Raw genomic sequence first — 21,281 nt, 5'->3', positions numbered from 1 at the left:
ACTCCCAACAACGGGAATGGGGCACCAATTTGGGGTACATAAAACCTTTAAGCTCTTGAGATAGCTACCGAAGAAATGCAATATAACTTCCGGAAGATTCAATAATTCAACAGGTTGCAGAACCTGACCTATCAGCAAGAGCTTTCATGAGTAGTAAAAGGTCCAGTTTATTTACCGTCAAACGGTTAAAAACCCCTAGAACCTGGAGTAAACCCAGCGTTCTGATGTCATCGCTTGCCATTAATATCCTGGCGCTGGCCTTACCTACTGTCATACTGCAAGTCTATGACCGAATAATTCCCAATCAAGCCACAGGGACCTTTATATTCCTCATATTGGGCATGCTAGGCGTGGTGGTCTTAGACACTGCACTACGAATTTTCCGTTCGATAATACTCAGCTGGAACGGTGCAAAATTTGATCACCGGGAAAGCCTCAAGGCGATGAACCACATTCTGGACGCCGACAACCAGGCTTTCGAATCTAAACCTGCCGGCTTTTACCTCGACAAGATTCATGCTTTAGAGCAAATTCAGGAGTTTTATTCCGGGCAGTCTGTTTTACTAATCATGGATCTGCCCTTCGTATTGATATTCCTGGTATTGATCTGGGCCATCGCGGGACCACTTATTCTCATTCCCATCAGTTTGCTACTCATTTTCTTTGCTGTAGCTGCAATTACCGGCAAAAAACTGCGCACTGCCCTGGAAACCCGCTCGATCATGGAGGACCGACGGCAAAACTTTATTATTGAAACCCTCAAAGGGATCCACACCATCAAATCTATGGCGATGGAAGCACTGATGCTGCGCCGCTATGAAAAACTGCAGCAGCAATCGGCGGAAAGCGTTTACGACCTGAGCCGGATCAACAGCATCGTACAGGGTATCGGCGCCACGTTTTCACAACTGGCGGTCGTCGCTTTTGTTGGTATTGGCAGCATGGCCGTTATCGAAGGCAACCTCACAGTCGGTGCTTTAGCCGCAGGTACAATGCTTTCCAGCCGCGTACTCCAGCCTGGCCTGAAGGCGATGGGCTTCTGGTCGCAGTTCCAAACCCTGCGTCTGGCGCTGGTGAAAATTGAAGAGCTCTATGCTCTGGAAAAAGAGTCCGGTGGTGGCATCAAACAAGAACAAAAAATGGCCGGCAATATTGATATTCGCAACGTAAGCTTTAAATACCCAAGCCAAGCTGAAAATCTGATCGAAGATCTGTCTTTAACTGTCCGGTCTGGTGAAACAATCGGTATTACCGGCAATAACGGCATCGGCAAATCAACCCTGATCGGCCTTCTTTCAGGATTTATTCACCCTGATAAGGGCGAGATCTATCTGGATGAACACAACATCCATGAATATGATCTGGAATACCTGCGCGCTCAGGTCGGCATCATGCCGCAGAAAGGCATCTTATTTGAAGGAACCATTCTTGAAAACATGACGCTATACCGCGAAGGAAGCGCGCTCCAGCAGGCACTGGAACTATCGAAGGTCTTAGGCCTTGAAGAAATCGTTGCCCGCCTGCCCGACGGTCTTGATACCCAGGTTGGCGGCTCGGCCGTAGACACTCTGTCGGAAGGCGTAAGACAAAAAATAATAATGGTTCGCTCATTAGTCGGGCACCCCAAAATAATTCTCTTCGATGATGCCAATGCGAACTTTGATATTAAAAATGACGGCAGACTGCTCAATGTCATCAAGCAGATGAGGGGAGACAGAACCATGATCATCGTTACTCACCGCCCGTCATTCCTGCGCATTTGTGATCGTCAGTATCAACTGACGGAAGGTCGGTTGAAAGAGTATATCGATCCCTATATTGCAGCTAAAGCTAAAGCAAAATCTCAACAGCAGCCACAGAAAGAGGAGGTGTAGCGTAGTATGTCGACATCAACTCAACAATCAGAGCGCCCTGAACTCATATCGGAAACCCTGGCCGAAGCGCTGCGCAACGGCACTACGGATGAATTCACTTCGGCATCACCTTACGCAGCCTGTCTGCTACCATTGCTACGTGAATTAGGCTGGGATAGTTATGCCAAAGAGCTGGTTGAAGCCCTGCCACACTTCTCCGAGCAACTGGACCTTATCGATCTGCGAAATATTCTGGCTTCGCTGGGCTACGAGAGCACCCCGGTAAAAAGCCGTATCAGTGAACTTAAGCATGAACTTTATCCCGCCCTCTTTATTAGCGACAAGGGAGAAGTACTCCTCCTGCAAGGCAAAATTGGCGATGAGATTCACTACTACGACACCAAAAGTGATAACTACCTGATAAGCAGCACCCTGAACATGAGCGGAACCGCTTACCTGTTCACCGACAGCCATCCATCATACGGACAAAACCCGGCCGATCTGACCGACTCTGACTGGTTCGGCAACCTTCTGCAGCGCTTTCATAAGATGATTGTCCATCTTCTCGGCATGACACTTATCATCAACCTTGCCGCACTTTTAGTGCCATTATTTATCATGGTAATTTACGACAAGGTAATCGGCGCCAAATCCGCTGAAACCCTGCCTTACCTGATCAGTGGAGCAGCAATATTACTCTGCGCAGATCTTGGCTTGCGCTTTCTCAGGGCAAAACTACTTGGCATTACAGCCGGCAGACTTGATTACCTGATCGGCGTAGAGACGTTCAAACGCATGCTCTATCTGCCGCCGCTTTATACCGAGCGGTCTACCGTAGCAGCACAACTATCAAGGCTGAAACAGTTCGATTCAGTCAGGGACTTCTTTACCGGACCAAGTGCAGCGGTTGCTCTTGAGCTTCCCTTCGTCGCCCTTTTTCTAATCGTCATCGGCATACTTGGCGGACCACTTGCGCTCATTCCATTAGCCATGGTACTGGCCTTTTTTATCTTAGGTTTAATCTGGATTCCTATTCTTAAGGGCAAAATTCTTCGCTCTGGAAAAGCCCGTACCGATAAACAACGGATCATTATGCAAACCGTCGCTGGTCGCAAAGAGATCAAGTCTATCGGTGGTGAGACCGTCTGGTGGGAGCGCTTCAGAGAAAATTCCGGCGAAGCCGTGTTATCAAACTATCAGACCTTTCTGTCCAGCAACGTGATGAACAATCTGGCGCAGGGACTAATGACGTTTGCCGGCGTAGCAGTACTGGGCGTTGGTACAATGCAGGTCATGGCCGGTGAGATCACAATCGGCGCGATGATCGCTATTATGGCACTGGTATGGCGGGTACTGTCACCATTGCAGAGCGCTTTCCTCTCATTCTCCAAATTTCAACAGACCCTGAAGGCGATTAAACAGATCAATCAATTGATGAAGCTGCGTAACGAGCGCAAAGGCGGAAAATCAGGACTGATCCTGGATAAGTTGCAGGGTGATATCAAACTTGAACGAATAAGCTTCCGTTACGGACCCGACCGGGATCCAGCATTGCTGGGCGTATCCTTCGAGGTCAAACCCGGCGAAATGGTCGCTATCTCAGGCAACACTGGCTCAGGAAAGTCGACCCTGATTAAAATGATCGCAGGCATGTACGCGCCACAGGCAGGCGCTATCGCAGTCGACAAAATGGATCTGCGCCAGCTGAACGCTATGGATCTGCGCCGGGCCATCGCCTATGTACCCCAGATAACACACATGTTCCACGGCACTATCGCCCAGAACATTCGCCTCAATAACAGCCTGGCTACCGACCAGCAGATACACTCGGCAGCCGAGGAGGCCGGCGTACTCGAAGAGATTCTGGCGCTGCCTGAGGGTTTTGATACCCGCATCGGCGATACAATGATTGATCGCATGCCGCCAGGCTTCCTGCGTTCTCTATCGATGGCCCGGGCATTTGTAAGCCCGGCTAAGATACTGCTATTGGATGAGCCCGGCGCATCTCTGGATGAAGAATCTGATAACCGTTTTGTAGAACAGCTGAAAAAAATGAAAGGTAAACGATCAATAGTAATGGTTAGTCACCGACCGAGTCATATTCGGCTAGCCGATAAAGCTGTATTAATGGATCAGGGCTCCGTTGTTAATATCGGAAATCCTGACGAAGTAATTGCCCTGCTGCTGGAGAATGTGGCATGACCGATAACACCAATGTATTTTCATCCCGCGGCGGGGCTAGCCTGCCACGGGCAAGAGCCCGCTTCCTGGCCCAGGCTATTCAACTGGAAGAACATGAACCAGCCGCCATCATAAACACGGCGATCTACTTCACCGCCTTCATCCTTATCGCCGCAATCATGTGGGCCGCTCTAACCAACGTTGACGAAGTAACATCGGCCCGCGGCGAAGTGGTACCTGCAGGCCTGATCCATGAAGTACAGCACCTCGAAGGCGGCATCGTCAGCGAAATAAAAGTGCGCAACGGCGACAAAGTCCGTGAGGGAGACCTGCTGCTACGCTTTTCGCCACCGACCTCTAAGTCCGAACTGGAGCAGACCCAGATTCGCCGCAGCTCTTTCATTCTGGAAGCAGAACGCTTACAAGCCATTATCGAAAACCGGAAACCGGACTTCGAGAACATCGGTAAGCAGTATCCGAATCTTGCCAGGAAGCAGATGACAATTTACACCGCCCAGCTAGCCAGTCACGAAAGCGAACTGAGCGTCATCGATGCCCAGATAGCTCAGCGCAAACAGGAACTTCAACAGCAACGCAACAAGGCCAGCTCAGTAGAAAGGAAAGTTAAACTGCTGGAACAGCAAGTAGCCATGCGCATAGAGTTATCAGAAAGTAATGTAGTTTCAAAATCTGATCTGATTACAACCCAAACTAGCCTGGCCGAAGCACAAAGCGAACAAAGCAATCTGCATGATGGTATAAGAGTCTCGCAGTCAGCACTCGCAGAAGCTAAAACCCGGCACTATGAGCTTACCGCACGCTTCAACAAAGAAACCGAACTGGAAGCAGGTACAGTTGCCGAAGAACTGGCAGAGGTCGAACAGACACTGATCAGAGCCCGGGATAAGGTAAGCCGCCTCGATGTCTATGCACCATTGACCGGCATCATCCAGGATCTGTCAATCACCCGTATCAATGCAGTAGTTGAACCCGGCCAGGTCATCATGCAACTGGTTCCCACCGGGGACGATATGGTGGTAGAAGCCAGAATACTGCCGACTGATATTGGCCACATCCATCCAGGACAGAAAGTCGACGTTAAAGTAGACAGCTACGACTCTGCCCGCTTCGGTAGCGTACCGGGCATCGTCGAGCGAATATCTGCATCGACCTACCTGGACGAAAAGAAAGATCCTTATTTCCGTACAGAGATCAGCCTTAGCCAGGCCAACCTGGCGAACAACAAGGATTTTCAGGTAACTCCGGGAATGACCGTAACAGCAGATATCAAGACTGGATCAAAGTCGATCCTCGACTATCTGCTTAAACCGATCTCTCGCGGCTTTAATAACGCATTCAGAGAGCGCTAAACCACCACTACAGCCCTCTTAGCAGCGCTACCTAAACAGCCAAATAACCGCCCGATGGCGGTTTTTTTTCGGTTCTGGTTACAGATACCTCAACGGTACTCGAAGCTTAGAGCTAAAAACAGAGCACTAAAATCTGAGCATTGATATGATAGCAAAAACAGCCTCAGAACAGCTGCATAAGAGAATCTCTAAAACTCGACGCCCAACACGACGAAAGCAAAAAAGCCCGCCTGCTGCAGCCTAAGCGCGCCAGACAATAAACAAAACTTAACGTCTGATGATTTTTACTAGATAAAGGAGTGTAATCAGGAAACAAGCTTTAGATTCTGAAAGACCAATTCTTTCGCAGTTTCTCTGCGATTAGAAAGACGATGCAAATTTAGCAGGATATTACAGAAGATGGTGCGCCCGGCACGATTCGAACGTGCGACCCCCTAGTTCGTAGCCAGGTACTCTATCCAGCTGAGCTACGGGCGCGTATCGGTTGATCATTAAGCAGGTATTGCATTTGTGACGTTTGGGTTAGGTTGGTGCGCCCGGCACGATTCGAACGTGCGACCCCCTAGTTCGTAGCCAGGTACTCTATCCAGCTGAGCTACGGGCGCTTAAAAACCCAAACTTGTTGTATCCATTATCAAACCAACAAACGAACACCTAAGTAATCTGTTTGATGGTGCGCCCGGCACGATTCGAACGTGCGACCCCCTAGTTCGTAGCCAGGTACTCTATCCAGCTGAGCTACGGGCGCAAATGGCGGTGAGAGAGGGATTCGAACCCTCGATAGAGTTTCCCCTATACGCCCTTAGCAGGGGCGCGCCTTCAGCCACTCGGCCATCTCACCTCAACAACGGCGCGTATAGTACAAGATTGATTTTAAAAAGAAAAGCGCATTTTTAAAAAAACCAACATTATTCGCTATCTTGTTGTTTTTCTTTCTGAATACGCTGATAGATCTCTTCACGGTGGACAGAAACATCTTTAGGCGCATTAACACCGATACGAACCTGGTTACCTTTAACACCCAGTACAGTAACGGTAACATCGTCACCGACCATCAGGGTCTCACCGACACGACGAGTAAGAATTAGCATTTAATAAATCTCCATATTTAACCGACAAGTACTACTGACCTGACATATCCAATTCGTAGTTACTGCATCTACGAAACAGGCTGTCGCAGCCCCTACCTTGCGTTAAACAAAATTAATGTGCAACAGCAGTCTTAATATAGACCACAACCGCGATTGTTATTCACTTACAGTATCAGCAGCATCCAGATCAAACGCCGAATGCAGACCGCGTACAGCCAATTCCAGGTACTTTTCTGCGATCACCACAGACACTTTAATCTCAGAAGTCGAGATCATCTGAATATTGATGTTGTCGCCGGCTAATGTATCAAACATCTTGCTTGCCACACCAGCATGAGAACGCATTCCTACGCCCACAATTGAGACTTTAGCGATTTTATTATTACCGACTACCTCACGCGCTCCCAGTTCCTCTCTGACTTTCTGCAGAATAACCTCTGCATTATCATAGTCATTACGATGAACGGTAAACGTAAAGTCGGTCGTATTATCGGCCGCAATATTCTGAACAATCATGTCCACTTCAACATTGGCGCGACTGATAGGTCCCAGAATACGAGAGGCGACACCTGGAATATCTGGCACACCCAGAACTGTCAGCTTCGCTTCATCGCGGTTAAATGCTATCCCTGAGATGACTGGTTTTTCCACAGTATCCTCTTCCTCTGTTGTTATAAGTGTGCCCGGGCCTTCCTGAAAGCTATGAAGAACCCGTAACGGCACATTATATTTACCAGCAAATTCAACTGAACGAATCTGCAACACTTTCGAACCAAGACTGGCCATTTCCAGCATCTCTTCGAAAGTAATTTTTTCCATCCGCCGCGCGCCTTCAACAACGCGCGGATCGGTGGTATATACGCCATCAACATCAGTATAGATCTGACACTCATCAGCTTTCAGAGCAGCCGCGAGCGCAACACCGGTAGTATCTGAACCACCACGCCCTAGCGTGGTAATATTACCGCCATCATCAACACCCTGGAAGCCAGCAACCACCACCACCCGACCCTGCTCGAGGTCAGATCGCATCTTATTAACTTCAATGTCCTGAATTCGGGCTTTCATATGCACGTCATCAGTCAGGATCTTGACCTGAGCACCCGTATAAGAGCGAGCGCTTACACCACGCGACTCAAGCGCCATACACAGCAGTGCTATTGTTACCTGCTCACCGGTAGACACCAGAACATCCATCTCACGAGGACTTGGCTGCTCCTGCATCTCTTTAGCCATACCGATCAGGCGATTGGTTTCACCGCTCATCGCAGACACAGCAACAACAATGTCATGCCCAGCTTCGCGAAAGCCTTTTATTTTGTCAGCAACAGCCTGAATACGCTCAACTGTGCCAACAGAAGTTCCACCATATTTTTGTACGTATAGGGCCATACTAAACTGTTCCCTTAATCAGCCCGAGGGCTGTAAGTTGTTACAAATTCTTTTCAACCAACAACTGAACTTCAGCCAGAACATCAGGCAACGCTGCAACATCAGTACCGCCACCCTGAGCAAAATCAGGACGACCACCACCTTTACCACCAAGCTTAGTGGTCAATTCTCGCACCAGATCGCCGGCCTTTACTTTAGCCGTCAGATCTTTAGTAACGCCGGCGGCAAGACTAACCTTGTCGTCAGCAACAGTTGCCAGAACAACGACACCACTGCCAAGCTTATTTTTCAGCTGATCAATAGTATCCCGCAACGCCTTAGGCTCAATACCTTCCAGAAGTTCAGCCAGAACCTTGACGCCAATAACGTCAACAGCGTTACTCAGCAAGTCTGAGCCTTTAGCTGCAGCCAGCTTAGCCTTCATCTGCTCAAGCTCTTTCTCAAGCTGGCGACTCTTGGCTTTTTGCTCTTGTAACTTCTCCTCAAGCTGCAGTGCAGACTGATCGATGAACTGCAGCGCTTTAGCACCCGTTACTGCTTCAATCCGACGTACGCCAGCGGCGATGCCACCTTCTGAAACAAGCTTAAGCAGAGCAATATCTCCTGTACGGGATGCATGGGTACCACCACAAAGCTCAACAGAGAAGTCACCACCCATCGTCAGGACACGCACAGTTTCATCGTACTTTTCACCGAACAATGCCGCAGCACCGGTTGCTTTGGCCGACTCGATATCCATGATATCGGTCCGTACTTCGGAGTTAAGACGAATCTGCTGGTTACAGATCTGTTCAATCTGCTGCAGTTCTTCCGGCTTGACCGCCTCAAAGTGCGAAAAATCGAAACGCAGACGATCAGCATCGCAAAGCGAGCCTTTCTGCTGAACATGATTTCCCAGAACACGACTAAGCGCCTCGTGCAGAATATGGGTAGCAGAGTGGTTCACCGCAGTAGCACGACGCTTTTCAGCATCAACCTTCGGCTGTACATTGTCACCAACCTTAAGTACACCCGCGTTAAGCACACCATGGTGCAGATGGTTTTTCGACTCTTTGGTACAATCCTGCACTTCGAACTCAACAGAGCCAGTAGTCAGCGTACCTCTATCACCTACCTGACCACCGGATTCACCATAAAATGGCGTTTCATCGAGCACGACCATACCTGCATCACCAGCATTAAGCTGATCAACAGCCTCTCCTTCACGGAACAGGGCAACTACTTTCGCATCACCCACTAACTGTTCATAACCGGTAAATTCAGTTTCACCCTCGAGACGGATAGCATCGTTATAATCAACATTAAACTTGCCCGCCGCACGAGCACGATTACGCTGATCATCCATCGCCTTCTCAAAACCAGCCATATCAACAGACAGTTCTTGTTCGCGGGCAACATCGGCGGTCAGATCAACTGGGAATCCGTAGGTGTCATACAGTTTAAATACTGTCTCGCCCGGAATTTCAGAACCCGTAAGGTTTGCGATCACTTCTTCAAGCAGGCGCAAACCATGATCAAGGGTTTTAGCGAACTGTTCTTCTTCTTTCAGCAGCACACGTTCAACCTGTGCCTGCTTCTCTTTAAGTTCAGGGTAGGCTTCACCCATCTCTGCAACCAACGCAGCCATCAGCGTGTTAAAGAACGGACCGTTTGCGCCAAGTTTATTACCATGACGCACAGCGCGACGGATAATACGGCGTAGCACGTAGCCAGCACCCTCGTTAGAAGGAATTACACCGTCGCAGATAAGAAATGCGCAAGAACGAATATGGTCGGCAATAACTCGCAGCGACTGGTTATCTTTTTCTTTGCAACCAACCGCAGTAGAAGCTGCTTTAAGTAGATTCTGGAACAGATCGATTTCGTAGTTTGAGTGAACACCCTGCAGTACCGCAGCAATACGTTCAAGGCCCATACCTGTGTCAATCGAAGGGTTTGGCAGAGGCTCAACTGAACCGTCGGCATCACGATTGAACTGCATGAATACCAGGTTCCAGATTTCGATATAACGATCGCCATCTTCTTCCGGACTGCCCGGAGGGCCACCCCAGACACCTTCACCGTGATCATAGAAAATTTCGGTGCTCGGGCCACAAGGACCAGTATCTCCCATCGACCAGAAGTTATCTTCATCCAGTTTAGAGAAACGCTGCGGGTCAACGCCCACTTCCTCTTTCCAGATTTTTTCAGCTTCATCGTCAGAGATATGAACTGTTATCCACAGTTTCTCTTTCGGCAGCTCTAGTACTTCAGTCAGGAAGGTCCAGGCAAAATTGATCGCATCGCGCTTGAAGTAGTCACCGAAGCTGAAGTTACCCAACATTTCAAAAAAGGTGTGATGGCGGGCGGTATAGCCTACATTTTCAAGGTCGTTATGCTTACCACCGGCGCGGACACAGCGCTGACTGGTCGTCGCACGGTTATACGCGCGTTTGTCGCTGCCGAGAAAGACATCTTTAAACTGCACCATACCTGCGTTGGTGAACATCAGGGTTGGGTCGTTCGCAGGAATCAGGGAACTACTTTCTACAATCTGGTGACCCTGGTTTTCAAAGTATCCCAGAAACGCCTGACGCAGTTCAGCACTTGTCATATTTTTCATAGCTTTTATCGCTCGTAATAGCTAACCGTCACCACTCTCTGTTTCTGATATAAAACAAAAACTTAGAAACAGGCGTGGAAATCACTGTAAAAATGGCGATATAGTATATAACGTGATTATAAATTCTACGAATTTTTTTGAAAAAACGGTGCCTAAAGGCCTCAATAACAGTTCCTTCCGCCTTAGCAGCGATGTTCTTTCTGTTTAATTTTGATCATTTTCAGCCATCGCATAGAGGCACTGATCCATTGAAAAGCCTCGCTGACTCATATAACGAATTCTTTTTGCTTTATCTTTATAGTCATTAGCGGCTAATGCTGTGCGATATTTTCTACGATACAGCTCTTGCGCTAACTCGAACCAATCTGGCTCCATTGATTCCAGCACTTGCTCTATCATCTCGCTCTGAATACCCTTGCGCTGCAGATCAAAACGGATCCGTATTAGACCGTGCCCCTGGCCAATACGCATTCTGATAAAGCTTTCGGTGAAACGTCTGTCGCTCTGATAACCTGACTGTACCAGCTCATTCAGAACATTATCGAGTCCTATCGACTCACTCTTTTTAGCCAACTTTTCAGTTAGCTCTTTGCGTGAATATTCACGCCTTGATAGCAGATACAGTGCTGCGCTTTTGGCTTCCTGCTCAGTCTTAAACACAGTAGGCTCCGGATCAGAAACAAAAAAAGAGCCCGCAGGCTCTTTTTATATCAGATTAATTACAGATCAAGCTGCGGTACCGCGTCTTCTTCGCCCTTTTTCTTAGGCTCAGGCACACTCAGTAACTTGTCTCTGATTATCGATTCAATTTCATTGGCAATCTCAGGATTCTCAACCAGGAACTTAGCCGCATTCGCCTTGCCCTGCCCGATCTTATCGCCTTTATAGGCGTACCAGGCACCGGACTTATCCACCAGCCCTTCTTTCACGCCCAGATCGATAACTTCGCCCATATGGTAGATGCCTTCGCCATATAAAATCTGGAACTCAGCCTGACGGAAAGGCGGTGCAACCTTATTCTTTACAACTTTAACACGGGTTTCGTTACCGATAATCTCATCCCCTTTCTTCACCGCACCGGTACGACGAATATCCAGTCGGACTGAAGAGTAAAACTTCAAGGCATTACCACCGGTCGTGGTCTCAGGGTTGCCAAACATAACTCCGATTTTCATCCGGATCTGGTTGATGAAGATCACCAGTGTATTAGCATTCTTAACGTTAGCCGTCATCTTACGTAGCGCCTGGGACATCAGTCGCGCCTGCAAGCCAACATGATGATCGCCCATATCACCTTCGATCTCGGCCTTTGGTGTCAGCGCAGCAACCGAGTCGACAACCAGCACATCAACCGCATTGGAACGCACCAGCATATCGGTAATTTCCAACGCCTGCTCTCCCGTATCCGGCTGAGAAACCAGCATATCATCAACATTTACCCCCAGCTTCTCTGCATAGCCTGGATCCAGAGCATGCTCCGCATCAACAAAAGCACAGGTCTTGCCAGCTTTTTGAGCTTCAGCGATAACCTGCAGAGTCAGAGTTGTTTTACCAGAAGATTCAGGACCGTATATCTCGACGATACGCCCCATTGGCAGGCCGCCTATACCCAGTGCGATATCCAGTGAGAGCGAGCCGGTAGAAACTGCAGGAATTGCTTCGCGGGGGTGGTCGCCCATACGCATAACAGCGCCCTTACCAAACTGACGCTCAATCTGACTCAGAGCTGCATCAAGTGCTTTCTTTCTATTGTTATCCATAGTGGCGACCTATCTCGGCAGACGAATTAATATACTGTACGTTTGAACAGCATTATTAACAGTGCCGGACCACTTTGCAAGCAAAAAATATGTTTTTTTATACAGTACTTTTAGACAACTGTTTTATAAGACCTTTTATCGCCTGCTCAACCGCCTGCTGGCGAACTTCTGAGCGCTCACCAGGAAAGTGATAACAGCGACTCTCGACCTCATTGCCTTCCAGATACCAGGCCAGCCAGACCGTACCAACGGGTTTTTCCGGACTACCACCACCAGGACCTGCAACGCCGCTGATCGAAACAGACAGATCAGCCCTGCTGTTCTGTACAGCACCAAGCGCCATTGCGATGACCACCGCTTTACTTACTGCACCTTCAGTACAAAACAGCTCTTGCGGCACACTCAGCATGCTCTGTTTAGCCTCATTACTGTAGGTAATAAAGCCACACTCAAACCATTCTGAACTGCCCGCAAGAGCAGTCAGTTCCTGCGCCACCCAGCCTCCGGTACAAGATTCAGCCGTTGCTATGCGGATCCGTTTAAGTTGCGCTTGACGAGCCAACTCGACTACTAATTTTTCCAGTTTACTTTGTACCATTTCCTGCTCGATATCCTGCCTGTTATTCAGGGCGCGATTCACGCTACGCAACCTCAACTATTTCACGTAGAATGCTTTGCTTCATTACAGCGCGCAAGTGCTTTACCCTATTTTTCAAATTAAGCAATTAAATCTCAGCTTCTATACGCCTATGACAGCCATGAATACGCCAGCAGTTAAACACACTCCGATGATGCAGCAGTACCTGAAAATAAAGGCAGAGCATCCCGATCAGCTGGTGTTTTATCGGATGGGTGATTTCTATGAGCTGTTTTACGATGACGCCAAGAAAGCTTCACGGCTACTCGATATATCCCTGACCGCCCGCGGCAAATCCGGCGGCGAGCCGATACCGATGGCAGGTATCCCGTACCACTCTGCCGACGGTTACATAGCTAAGATCGTTCGTGCTGGAGAGTCCGTTGCTATTTGCGAGCAGGTCGGTGATCCCGCTACAAGCAAAGGACCGGTCGATCGAAAAGTGATGCGTATCGTCACCCCCGGCACGTTGAGTGACGAAGCGCTGCTTGATGAGCGCAGTGACAGCCTGCTGATCGCAATCAATACCGATCTGCAACACTACGGTATTGCCATCGTCGATATCAGCACCGGTCGCTTCAGCTTAATGCAGATCAGCGGCGAAGAAGCTCTGCTCGGTGAGCTCGAACGCCTCAAACCGGCTGAAATCCTGTTTAACGATGGTCACGATATAGCTTCGATCATAGATGGCAATCGCGGACTGCGCCCCCAGGCCCCGTGGAACTTCGAAATCGAAACCGCAGAACGCCTGTTATGCCAGCAATTTCAAACCAAAGATCTGACCGGCTTCGGCTGCGAGCACCTGCCGGTTGCACTGGGTGCCGCCGGCTGCCTGCTGCAATACGCTAAAGAAACCCAGCGCACCTCTCTGCCCCATATTCGCCGCCTGTTACTCGAGCAACGTGACGACAGCGTTATTCTGGACGCGGCTACCCGTAAGAATCTCGAAATTGATATCAACCTTGGCGGTGGCAAAGAAAATACCCTGGCTTCGGTAATCGACCAGACAGCAACACCGATGGGCAGCCGAATGCTGCGACGCTGGCTCAACCGCCCGTTACGCTGTCGTAACACACTGACCAGCCGTCAGACCGCTATTCAATGGCTGATCAGTGACTACCGTTACGAGAATATAGCACCGCCGATCAAACAGATCGGCGATATCGAACGCGTACTGGCCCGGGTCGCTCTACGCTCAGCACGCCCCCGCGACCTTGAACGACTTAAACTTGCACTCGAAATTCTGCCGCTGCTGCAACAGGAACTGGTCGATGCCAGCTCTGCATTAATCGCACAACTGGCGGAAACCGCATCAGTTTTTCCCGAGTTAAGCGAACTGTTATCACTCGCAGTGATTGAAAACCCTCCGGTAGTTATCCGCGACGGCGGCGTTATCGCACCAGGCTATGACGCCGAACTGGATGAACTCAGAGGCCTGAGTGAAAATGCCGGGGACTATTTAGTACAGCTGGAGACACGGGAGCGGGAACGCACCGGTATCGCGACCCTTAAAGTCGGTTACAACCGGGTACACGGCTATTTCATTGAGATAGGCAAAGCTCAGAATGGTGATATTCCTGCAGAATATGTGCGTCGCCAAACCCTGAAAAACGCTGAGCGCTACATCACACCAGAACTTAAGCAGTTTGAAGACAAAGCGCTTAGCGCCAAGAGTCGCGCCCTGTCACGTGAAAAAATGCTCTATGAGCAGTTAGTTGAGACCCTTGCCGAACAACTGGCCCCGCTACAGGACAGCGCCTCAGCCTTGGCTGAGATCGACGTTCTCAGCAATCTTGCAGAACGTGCCGATAGGCTGGACTATGTTGCACCAACTCTGACTGATCACCCGCAGATAGATATCGCTCAAGGCCGCCACCCGGTAGTCGAGGATGTGCTCGACGATCCATTTGTCGCCAATAACCTGAACCTTTCCGCTGACCGTCAGATGCTGATCATTACAGGCCCGAACATGGGTGGTAAATCCACCTATATGCGTCAGGCAGCATTGATCACCCTATTAGCCCATATCGGAAGCTATGTGCCGGCCAGAAGCGCTACTATCGGCCTGGTCGATCGAATTTTCACCCGTATGGGCTCGTCTGATGATCTTGCTGGCGGCCGTTCCACCTTCATGGTGGAGATGACAGAAACAGCTAACATTCTACACAATGCAACCGAGCGAAGCCTGGTTCTGATGGATGAAGTCGGCCGTGGAACCAGTACCTTTGATGGTCTGTCGCTGGCCTGGTCCGCAGCAGAATATCTGGCTAATGAAGTAAAAGCCCTGACCCTGTTTGCCACACATTATTTCGAACTGACCGTATTGCCTGAGCTCTGTCAGAATGTATTTAATGTTCACCTGACTGCGATGGAGCACCAGGACCATATTATCTTCATGCACGAAGTTCAGGAAGGCCCCGCCAGCCAGAGTTATGGGTTGCAGGTCGCTCAACTGGCCGGCGTTCCGGGACATGTCATTGGTCGAGCCCGGCAGAAGCTGATCCAGCTTGAAGAGGATGCCGGCCATGGTGAACAACGCCGACTGCCACCACCGGTACAGGACGACCTGTTCTTTGCCCCTAAGCCTCACCCAGCCCTGAAACAACTTCAGGAACTTGATCCTGATAGCCTTACACCACGTCAGGCCCTGGATTTGCTGTACCTGCTAAAGAAAGAAGCTGAACGACAGTAGTTTGTCACTTCTGCATTTATCGCCGCACCGCCATCCATGGCTTTTGCGGCATACGACTGCCACAGAAGGCGGAAATGCAGTTTTTGCAGGAGCAAAAAACTGTCGCACACCCTGTACATAAAAAAACGGGCCCAGAGCCCGTTTTTTATTTCACATTTCCATCATTCTTTCAGCAGATCTTCGCCACTGAGGCCGTTGCGTTCAACTATCTCACGCAACTTGCGAAGCGCTTCTACCTGTATCTGACGCACCCGTTCCCGGGTCAGACCAATCTCTCTGCCGACCTCTTCCAGGGTACTCATTTCGTAACCACGCAAACCAAAGCGACGCGACAGGACTTCCGCATGTTTTTCCGGGAGTATATCCAGCCAGCCTTCGAGGTTACCGCTTATATTGGATTTCTGCAGCAGCGTTTCAGGATCGGACGATTCCTCATCGGGAATAGTCTCGAGCAACATTTTATCGGAGTCTTTTCCGACCGGAACGTCGACTGAAGTTACCCGCTCATTGAGCCCGAACATCCGTTCGACGTTCTCCACCGGTTTATCGACCGCTTCAGCAATTTCATCAACGGTTGGTTCGTGATCCAGCTTCTGAGCCAGTTCACGGGCCGCTCGCAAATAGACGTTAAGTTCTTTAACAACGTGGATAGGCAACCGGATGGTCCGGGTCTGATTCATGATCGCCCGTTCTATGGTCTGTCGAATCCACCAGGTGGCATAGGTAGAAAAACGAAAGCCCCGCTCCGGATCGAATTTCTCAACCGCCCGGATCAGGCCTAAGTTACCCTCTTCTATCAGATCCAGCAGGGTCAGCCCGCGGTTGATATAACGCCGCGCAATCTTAACCACTAATCGAAGGTTGCTTTCGATCATCCGCTTACGCGAAGCCTCATCACCCTTCAGTGCCCGACGGGAGAAATAGACCTCTTCTTCTGCACTAAGCAGCGGTGAAAATCCTATCTCATTTAGGTATAACTGTGTTGCATCAAGCGTCTTAGCATTAAGCAGGTCATTATGCGCCATACTCCCTTTGCCGCGACCGCTATTGAGAAATGCAGGCTCTTCCTTAGCCGAACCCTGTTTCGCTTGTTTGCTATCAGCTTTCAGTTCTTCAGTTTCCATAGACACCTGATCCGGCTCCAGAGAGCCATCCTCGCTATTTGTCATTGCTTTACCCCAAGCAATTTTTTTTATTCTCGCTACACCTTACCTTAACGCTTACGTGGCAGATACTTGGTAGGATCAACCGGCCTGCCATCTTTACGGATTTCAAAATGCAGCATATCCCGGGTGGCACCACTACTACCAACCTCGGCTATTTTCTGACCTATTTTTACCATATCATTTTCTTTCACCAGTATGCGACTGTTATGTGCATAAGCACTCAGATACTGCTGATTGTGATTGATAATGACCAGGTTCCCATAACCTAGCAGACCACTACCGGCATAGACAACCCTTCCTGCCTCTGCAGCACTTACTGAATCTCCTTTGCGGCCGGCCAGATTAATTCCTTTGTTTACCTTACCACTATTTGAATAGCCCTGAACAACCCGTCCGGCACTGGGCCAGCGCCATTTTAGCGCACGGCCAGCCGGGGTCGCAGCAACCACTGAACGCTGTTGGCTCGAGGTTTTTTTTGGTGCAGGAGTCGTTGCTCTGGTCTTTTGTGTAACGGCAGGGGTGACAGGTTGTTGAGTTTTTTTTCTGACAGCAGTCTTTTTTACCGCCGGGTTAGCAGCATTAAGGTGCAGTTTCTGCCCTGGATAGATCGAAAAGCTTGTTCTGCTGATGCCGTTATTTTGAGCTAACTGACGGTAATCCAGGCCGTAGCGGAATGCGATAGCGTAAAGAGTGTCCCCTTTACGCACCCGGTAAACAGAAGGTCTATTAACTGAGGAGACAACCTGAACAGGACCGCGACTACCGATTGATCGCTCACTGACCGGAGTATATGCACTGGAGCCACCACAACCAGACAGCAGCACTGAAATAATCAGTGTCAGCCAAACGGTCATTTGTCTGGTGGCTGGTCGCATCTATATCCTATCCGTTAGTTTTATGGGAGCGCTCCATCACTATCACCATCGCCGCCCCCAACAGCACCAGCCCACAGGAGAAAATAAGGAATGCCGGCTCACCGGTAATCCCCTGATAACTCCATGGCAAAACATTTTCCTGCTGTAGTGGTACCTGATCACCATGGCGATTGATGGTATAGGCAACCGTATATTTCCACGGCCAGACCTTATTTAGCGAACCCAGCATAAAGCCAGACAACAAGGCCAGTGTCACAACCTTATGGTGGCTGAACATCCAGCTCAGAACCCTGGAGAAACTGGTAATGCCGATAATACAGCCCATTACAAAGAGCCCGATAACCTGCAGATCTAACGCCTTAACTGCCACAAGAATCGGAGCATACATCCCCATAAGCAGCAGGATAAAACTACCAGAGATACCCGGTAAAATCATGGCACAGATGGCGACAGAACCTGCCAGTAATACCATCAGACTGGTTGGTTCTACAGCGGAAGGTGAAATACTGGTTATCAGATAGGCGACCAGTATGCCGATACTAAAACTACTCAGTACATCGGTATCCCAGCGGTCCACATGACTCATCACCAACCAGCTTGAAGCCAGGATAAGGCCGAAGAAAAACGCCCATAGCAGTACCGGGAAATTACCTAAGAGGAAAAGTATCCCTCCGGCTACGGAAGCGATACTCGTTATAATACCGGCCACTAAAACTAATAAAAAAGTCCCGTTCACATGCCGCCAGCAAGCCACCGGGCCTTGCTTAAACAAAATCCTGACAGCCGCCAGATCAAAACTCTTTATAGTATTGATCAGCTCTTCATAAATACCGGTAATGAAAGCGATAGTACCGCCCGAAACACCCGGAACAACATCCGCGGCGCCCATCATCATCCCTTTAAAAAACAGAGAGATGAAATCCCTCAGATTCCGTCCAGTTTTCATCTGATCCATTCTAAGCCTGTTATCGTACAGTACCACTCAACAGGGGGACAAACTTCACCCCTTCAAGTACTTCTGTCTTAAATTCAGTTTCTGATTTGCGCGTCACCAGCCTGAGCATCTGCCCACGACTGCCACCCACAGGAATCACCAAATGCCCACCAACAACCAATTGCTGCAATAATTCTTCTGGCACTTCTTCCGGGGCCGCAGTGACGATAATACCATCGAACGAGCCACGTTCGGGCCAGCCCATCCCACCATCGGAATGCTTGAGCATGATATTTCTCAGCTTGAGCAGCGAAAACCGCTGCCTGGCCTTATCCTGCAGCGGTTTAATCCGCTCAACGCTGTATACCTGATCAACCAACTGGGCCAGTATAGTGGTCTGATAGCCGGAGCCGGTACCCACCTCAAGCACTCTCTTTAAAGGCCCTTCACTGAGCAAAACCTCTGTCATCCGGGCGACGATATAGGGCTGAGAGATTGTCTGGTTAAAACCGATTGGCAAAGCAGTATCTTCATACGCCCTGTGCGACAGAGCCTCATCAATAAAAATATGTCGCGGCGTCCCACCCATCACATCCAGAACCTGCTGATCAGATATGCCCTGCTCTTTCAGCCGCTCAACCAATCGGCCACGGGTACGCTGCGAGGTCATACCAATTCCCTGCAACTGCAACTTATTCACACTAACTCCTCACGCCAGCTACTCAGATTATCCATACCGCAAGGCTTAGCCATATCAATATTCAGCAACTGCAACTTATTCACGCTAACTCCTCAAGCAAACTACTTCGATTACCCATACAGCAAGGCTTAGCCATATCAATATTCAGCAACTGCAACTTATTCACACTCCCCTCAAACCAACTCCTCGAGCCAGCTGCTCAGGTTATCCATGCCTGAATACTGTGTCATATCTATATTCAAAACGGTAACGGATACATAGCCAGATTTTACTGCATAAAAATCCGTCCCCGGGCCGCAGTCCTCTGCAGCACCTGCGCCAGAAATCCAATAGCGCTGTACTCCTCGCGGATCGATCGATTCTACCGGCTTATCCGCCAGCACCCGATGTCCTAGACGGGTAACATGAACTCCCTTAATGTCTGCGATCGGCAGATCCGGCACATTAACATTGAGTACCGTCCGCGGTGCCAGATTCAGAGTATGAATATTGTTAAGCAATTGCTTAACAATTTCAGCTGCGGTTTCGTAATGAACCGGGCTACTACCACCCGCCAAAGACACCGCGATTGGGGGCAACTTCAAATAACGCCCTTCCATTGCCGCCGCAACTGTACCTGAGTAGATCACGTCATCGCCCAGGTTAGCGCCGGCATTAATACCGGACACCACCATCTCAGGCCGTTCAGAAAATACGCCTGAAATACCAAGGTGGACACAATCGGTCGGCGTGCCATTGATGCCGATAAAACCATTATGATGATGGTGCGCCTCAAGTGGCCGATCCAGGGTTAATGAATTACTGGCACCACTGCGATTACGATCCGGCGCAACTACATTAACATCCATGGTTTCCGCCAGCACCCTGGCCATGACTTCCAGTCCGGGGGCAAACACCCCGTCATCGTTTGACAGTAAAATCCGCATACTCAGGATTCTCCACCTGTAGACTGATCTCTGGATGGCGCCGAAACGTTGCACAGCTCGCGCAAAACACTGGTCGCAAATGATCCAACCTGCAGGTCAAAACTAAGTTGAAACTGGTCATCCGCTTCTTTTACAGCGACTAGATTTTCGGGCATCAGGCGAATTGAACGGCGCTCCTGATTTAACCCTAAACGCTCCAGGCCCTGTAGCAGCTCATCATATCCAGACAGTTGCTGTTGTTCCCAGGCAAAAGCATCATCACTGCAAATTGAACGACCACGTCCCCACATAGATGCGGTCAGATGGATTTCTGCATCAGCCAGCCTGGGTTCTATGGACGCCTCTGCAGCATCGTAACTGAAACAGCTCTGACTACCATTCAACATCAGTACATCACCGGTCATACAGCGGCTGAACAATTGCTGCTCAATCCGACCAGACACCTGCTGATTGAACAGAAACGAACGTACAGCTGAGATATACAAGCCTTTCTTATGCCGCTGGCGCTCCTTCAGCTTACCCGCGATCAGGGCCGCGCCCTTGGTCAGGTTGCCGTAGTGATGCCCGAAACGTTGCTCACCAAAGTAGTTTGGAACACCTTGTCGGATCATCTCCAGCCGCTGTTCCAACTCGACAGCATCGCTGACGCCCCGCAAGCGGATAACAAAGCGATTGCCAGTCAGACTCCCCAAACGAAGCTTGCGGGTATGCTTCACTGCTTTCAGCACTTTAATAGTATCGGTCTCAAACAACGACCAGGTCAGCGGCGAGCGTCCCGGAAGGTGCACACTGAACCATTGCTCTGTCACCGCATGGCGATCTTTTTTCCCGGCATAACCCACTTCCTTAGGGCTTACCTGACAAAAATGAGCCAGCTGACGGGCGACCCAGTCGGTATTTTCCCCGGTCTTTCGAATATACAAAAAGACATGATCACCCTCACCCTCTGGCTCAAAGGAAAGATTCTCGTAAACCTGAAAATCATCAGGCTCAGTACGAATCACTGCACTGCATTCTGGCTGACCATAGAGGTAGCTAAGATCTGTAGGAAAGGCCAGAGCTGGGGAAGAAGGAATAGTAGAATCGTTAGTTAATGTCATCG

Annotated in this window: 16 protein-coding genes and 4 tRNA genes; 4 read left to right on the top strand and 16 right to left on the bottom strand. The window is 49.6% G+C overall.

The genetic code is table 11. The features are described 5' to 3' along the window. Positions 1–146: 146 nt before the first annotated feature. From ACQUQM_RS21625 to ACQUQM_RS21615, 3 genes are read left to right on the top strand one after another with little or no spacing between them, the layout of a single operon-like run. Positions 147–1,874 carry a peptidase domain-containing ABC transporter gene (locus ACQUQM_RS21625; protein WP_432471940.1) on the top strand — a complete coding sequence of 576 codons (1,728 nt, stop codon included), beginning with the start codon at positions 147–149 and terminating at the stop codon, positions 1,872–1,874. Positions 1,875–1,880: 6 nt separating this feature from the next. Beyond that, positions 1,881–4,055: a peptidase domain-containing ABC transporter gene (locus ACQUQM_RS21620; protein ID WP_432471939.1), complete on the top strand. Its 2,175-nt coding sequence runs from the start codon at positions 1,881–1,883 to the stop codon at positions 4,053–4,055. After that, complete coding sequence (locus ACQUQM_RS21615; protein ID WP_432471938.1) at positions 4,052–5,404, top strand: HlyD family type I secretion periplasmic adaptor subunit; 1,353 nt, start codon at positions 4,052–4,054, stop codon at positions 5,402–5,404. Before ACQUQM_RS21620 ends, ACQUQM_RS21615 begins: the two co-directional genes overlap by 4 nt. 400 nt (positions 5,405–5,804) lie before the next feature. Here ACQUQM_RS21615 and ACQUQM_RS21610 read toward each other — a convergent pair. From ACQUQM_RS21610 to ACQUQM_RS21565, 10 genes are all read right to left on the bottom strand, one after another. Further along, positions 5,805–5,881: transfer RNA gene (locus ACQUQM_RS21610), tRNA-Arg, on the bottom strand. A 51-nt stretch (positions 5,882–5,932) separates the two neighbouring features. Further along, positions 5,933–6,009, bottom strand: a tRNA-Arg gene (locus ACQUQM_RS21605). A 66-nt stretch (positions 6,010–6,075) separates the two neighbouring features. After that, positions 6,076–6,152: transfer RNA gene (locus tag ACQUQM_RS21600), tRNA-Arg, on the bottom strand. 3 nt (positions 6,153–6,155) lie between these two features. Beyond that, a tRNA-Ser gene (locus tag ACQUQM_RS21595) sits at positions 6,156–6,245 on the bottom strand. 67 nt (positions 6,246–6,312) lie between these two features. Continuing rightward, positions 6,313–6,495, bottom strand: coding sequence for a carbon storage regulator CsrA (gene csrA, locus ACQUQM_RS21590; RefSeq protein ID WP_432471937.1), 183 nt, complete (start codon positions 6,493–6,495; stop codon positions 6,313–6,315). A gap of 156 nt (positions 6,496–6,651) precedes the next feature. Further along, positions 6,652–7,887 carry an aspartate kinase gene (locus tag ACQUQM_RS21585; RefSeq protein ID WP_432471936.1) on the bottom strand — a complete coding sequence of 412 codons (1,236 nt, stop codon included), beginning with the start codon at positions 7,885–7,887 and terminating at the stop codon, positions 6,652–6,654. A 40-nt stretch (positions 7,888–7,927) separates the two neighbouring features. After that, complete coding sequence (gene alaS, locus ACQUQM_RS21580; RefSeq protein ID WP_432474861.1) at positions 7,928–10,480, bottom strand: alanine--tRNA ligase; 2,553 nt, start codon at positions 10,478–10,480, stop codon at positions 7,928–7,930. A 213-nt stretch (positions 10,481–10,693) separates the two neighbouring features. After that, entirely contained in the window at positions 10,694–11,149 is a 456-nt protein-coding gene (locus tag ACQUQM_RS21575) for a regulatory protein RecX (protein ID WP_432471935.1), read from the bottom strand. Positions 11,150–11,208: 59 nt separating this feature from the next. Continuing rightward, positions 11,209–12,249 carry a recombinase RecA gene (gene recA / locus ACQUQM_RS21570; protein ID WP_432471934.1) on the bottom strand — a complete coding sequence of 347 codons (1,041 nt, stop codon included), beginning with the start codon at positions 12,247–12,249 and terminating at the stop codon, positions 11,209–11,211. A gap of 97 nt (positions 12,250–12,346) precedes the next feature. Then, positions 12,347–12,889, bottom strand: coding sequence for a CinA family protein (locus tag ACQUQM_RS21565; protein ID WP_432471933.1), 543 nt, complete (start codon positions 12,887–12,889; stop codon positions 12,347–12,349). Between the two features lie 118 nt (positions 12,890–13,007). On the opposite strand from ACQUQM_RS21565, the gene mutS reads away from it, so the two are divergent. Then, positions 13,008–15,578 (top strand): DNA mismatch repair protein MutS, encoded by a 2,571-nt coding sequence (gene mutS / locus ACQUQM_RS21560; protein WP_432471932.1) that lies wholly within the window; start codon positions 13,008–13,010, stop codon positions 15,576–15,578. A gap of 161 nt (positions 15,579–15,739) precedes the next feature. On the opposite strand, the gene rpoS is transcribed toward mutS, so the two are convergent. From rpoS to truD, 6 genes are all read right to left on the bottom strand, one after another. Continuing rightward, on the bottom strand, positions 15,740–16,747 hold the full coding sequence (rpoS, locus tag ACQUQM_RS21555; RefSeq protein ID WP_432471931.1) for an RNA polymerase sigma factor RpoS: 1,008 nt from the start codon (positions 16,745–16,747) through the stop codon (positions 15,740–15,742). A gap of 44 nt (positions 16,748–16,791) precedes the next feature. Continuing rightward, positions 16,792–17,598, bottom strand: coding sequence for a peptidoglycan DD-metalloendopeptidase family protein (locus ACQUQM_RS21550; protein ID WP_432471930.1), 807 nt, complete (start codon positions 17,596–17,598; stop codon positions 16,792–16,794). 28 nt (positions 17,599–17,626) lie between these two features. Then, positions 17,627–18,574, bottom strand: a complete 948-nt coding sequence (locus ACQUQM_RS21545; protein ID WP_432471929.1) for a DUF368 domain-containing protein — start codon at positions 18,572–18,574, stop codon at positions 17,627–17,629. Positions 18,575–18,584: 10 nt separating this feature from the next. Next, complete coding sequence (locus tag ACQUQM_RS21540) at positions 18,585–19,253, bottom strand: protein-L-isoaspartate(D-aspartate) O-methyltransferase (RefSeq protein ID WP_432471928.1); 669 nt, start codon at positions 19,251–19,253, stop codon at positions 18,585–18,587. Between the two features lie 173 nt (positions 19,254–19,426). Beyond that, positions 19,427–20,179: a 5'/3'-nucleotidase SurE gene (gene surE / locus ACQUQM_RS21535; RefSeq protein WP_432471927.1), complete on the bottom strand. Its 753-nt coding sequence runs from the start codon at positions 20,177–20,179 to the stop codon at positions 19,427–19,429. A 2-nt stretch (positions 20,180–20,181) separates the two neighbouring features. Beyond that, positions 20,182–21,279 (bottom strand): tRNA pseudouridine(13) synthase TruD, encoded by a 1,098-nt coding sequence (gene truD, locus ACQUQM_RS21530; protein ID WP_432471926.1) that lies wholly within the window; start codon positions 21,277–21,279, stop codon positions 20,182–20,184. Between the last annotated feature and the right edge of the window lie 2 nt (positions 21,280–21,281).

It is taken from the genome of Amphritea sp. HPY, from assembly GCF_050870985.1.
Taxonomy (GTDB): Bacteria; Pseudomonadota; Gammaproteobacteria; order Pseudomonadales; family Balneatricaceae; genus Amphritea.
This window is presented reverse-complemented; position numbering and strand designations above follow the sequence as displayed.

Excerpts from the sequence above, each read along its gene's own strand:
- ACQUQM_RS21620 (WP_432471939.1), top strand. The coding sequence starts at position 1,881 with ATGTCGACATCAACTCAACAATCAGAGCGCCCTGAACTCATATCGGAA.
- ACQUQM_RS21550 (WP_432471930.1), bottom strand. The coding sequence starts at position 17,598 with ATGACCGTTTGGCTGACACTGATTATTTCAGTGCTGCTGTCTGGTTGT.
- truD (WP_432471926.1), bottom strand. The coding sequence starts at position 21,279 with ATGACATTAACTAACGATTCTACTATTCCTTCTTCCCCAGCTCTGGCC.
- ACQUQM_RS21625 (WP_432471940.1), top strand. The coding sequence starts at position 147 with ATGAGTAGTAAAAGGTCCAGTTTATTTACCGTCAAACGGTTAAAAACC.
- recA (WP_432471934.1), bottom strand. The coding sequence starts at position 12,249 with ATGGATAACAATAGAAAGAAAGCACTTGATGCAGCTCTGAGTCAGATT.
- alaS (WP_432474861.1), bottom strand. The coding sequence starts at position 10,480 with ATGACAAGTGCTGAACTGCGTCAGGCGTTTCTGGGATACTTTGAAAAC.
- ACQUQM_RS21585 (WP_432471936.1), bottom strand. The coding sequence starts at position 7,887 with ATGGCCCTATACGTACAAAAATATGGTGGAACTTCTGTTGGCACAGTT.
- ACQUQM_RS21615 (WP_432471938.1), top strand. The coding sequence starts at position 4,052 with ATGACCGATAACACCAATGTATTTTCATCCCGCGGCGGGGCTAGCCTG.
- csrA (WP_432471937.1), bottom strand. The coding sequence starts at position 6,495 with ATGCTAATTCTTACTCGTCGTGTCGGTGAGACCCTGATGGTCGGTGAC.
- mutS (WP_432471932.1), top strand. The coding sequence starts at position 13,008 with ATGAATACGCCAGCAGTTAAACACACTCCGATGATGCAGCAGTACCTG.
- rpoS (WP_432471931.1), bottom strand. The coding sequence starts at position 16,747 with ATGACAAATAGCGAGGATGGCTCTCTGGAGCCGGATCAGGTGTCTATG.
- ACQUQM_RS21545 (WP_432471929.1), bottom strand. The coding sequence starts at position 18,574 with ATGGATCAGATGAAAACTGGACGGAATCTGAGGGATTTCATCTCTCTG.
- surE (WP_432471927.1), bottom strand. The coding sequence starts at position 20,179 with ATGCGGATTTTACTGTCAAACGATGACGGGGTGTTTGCCCCCGGACTG.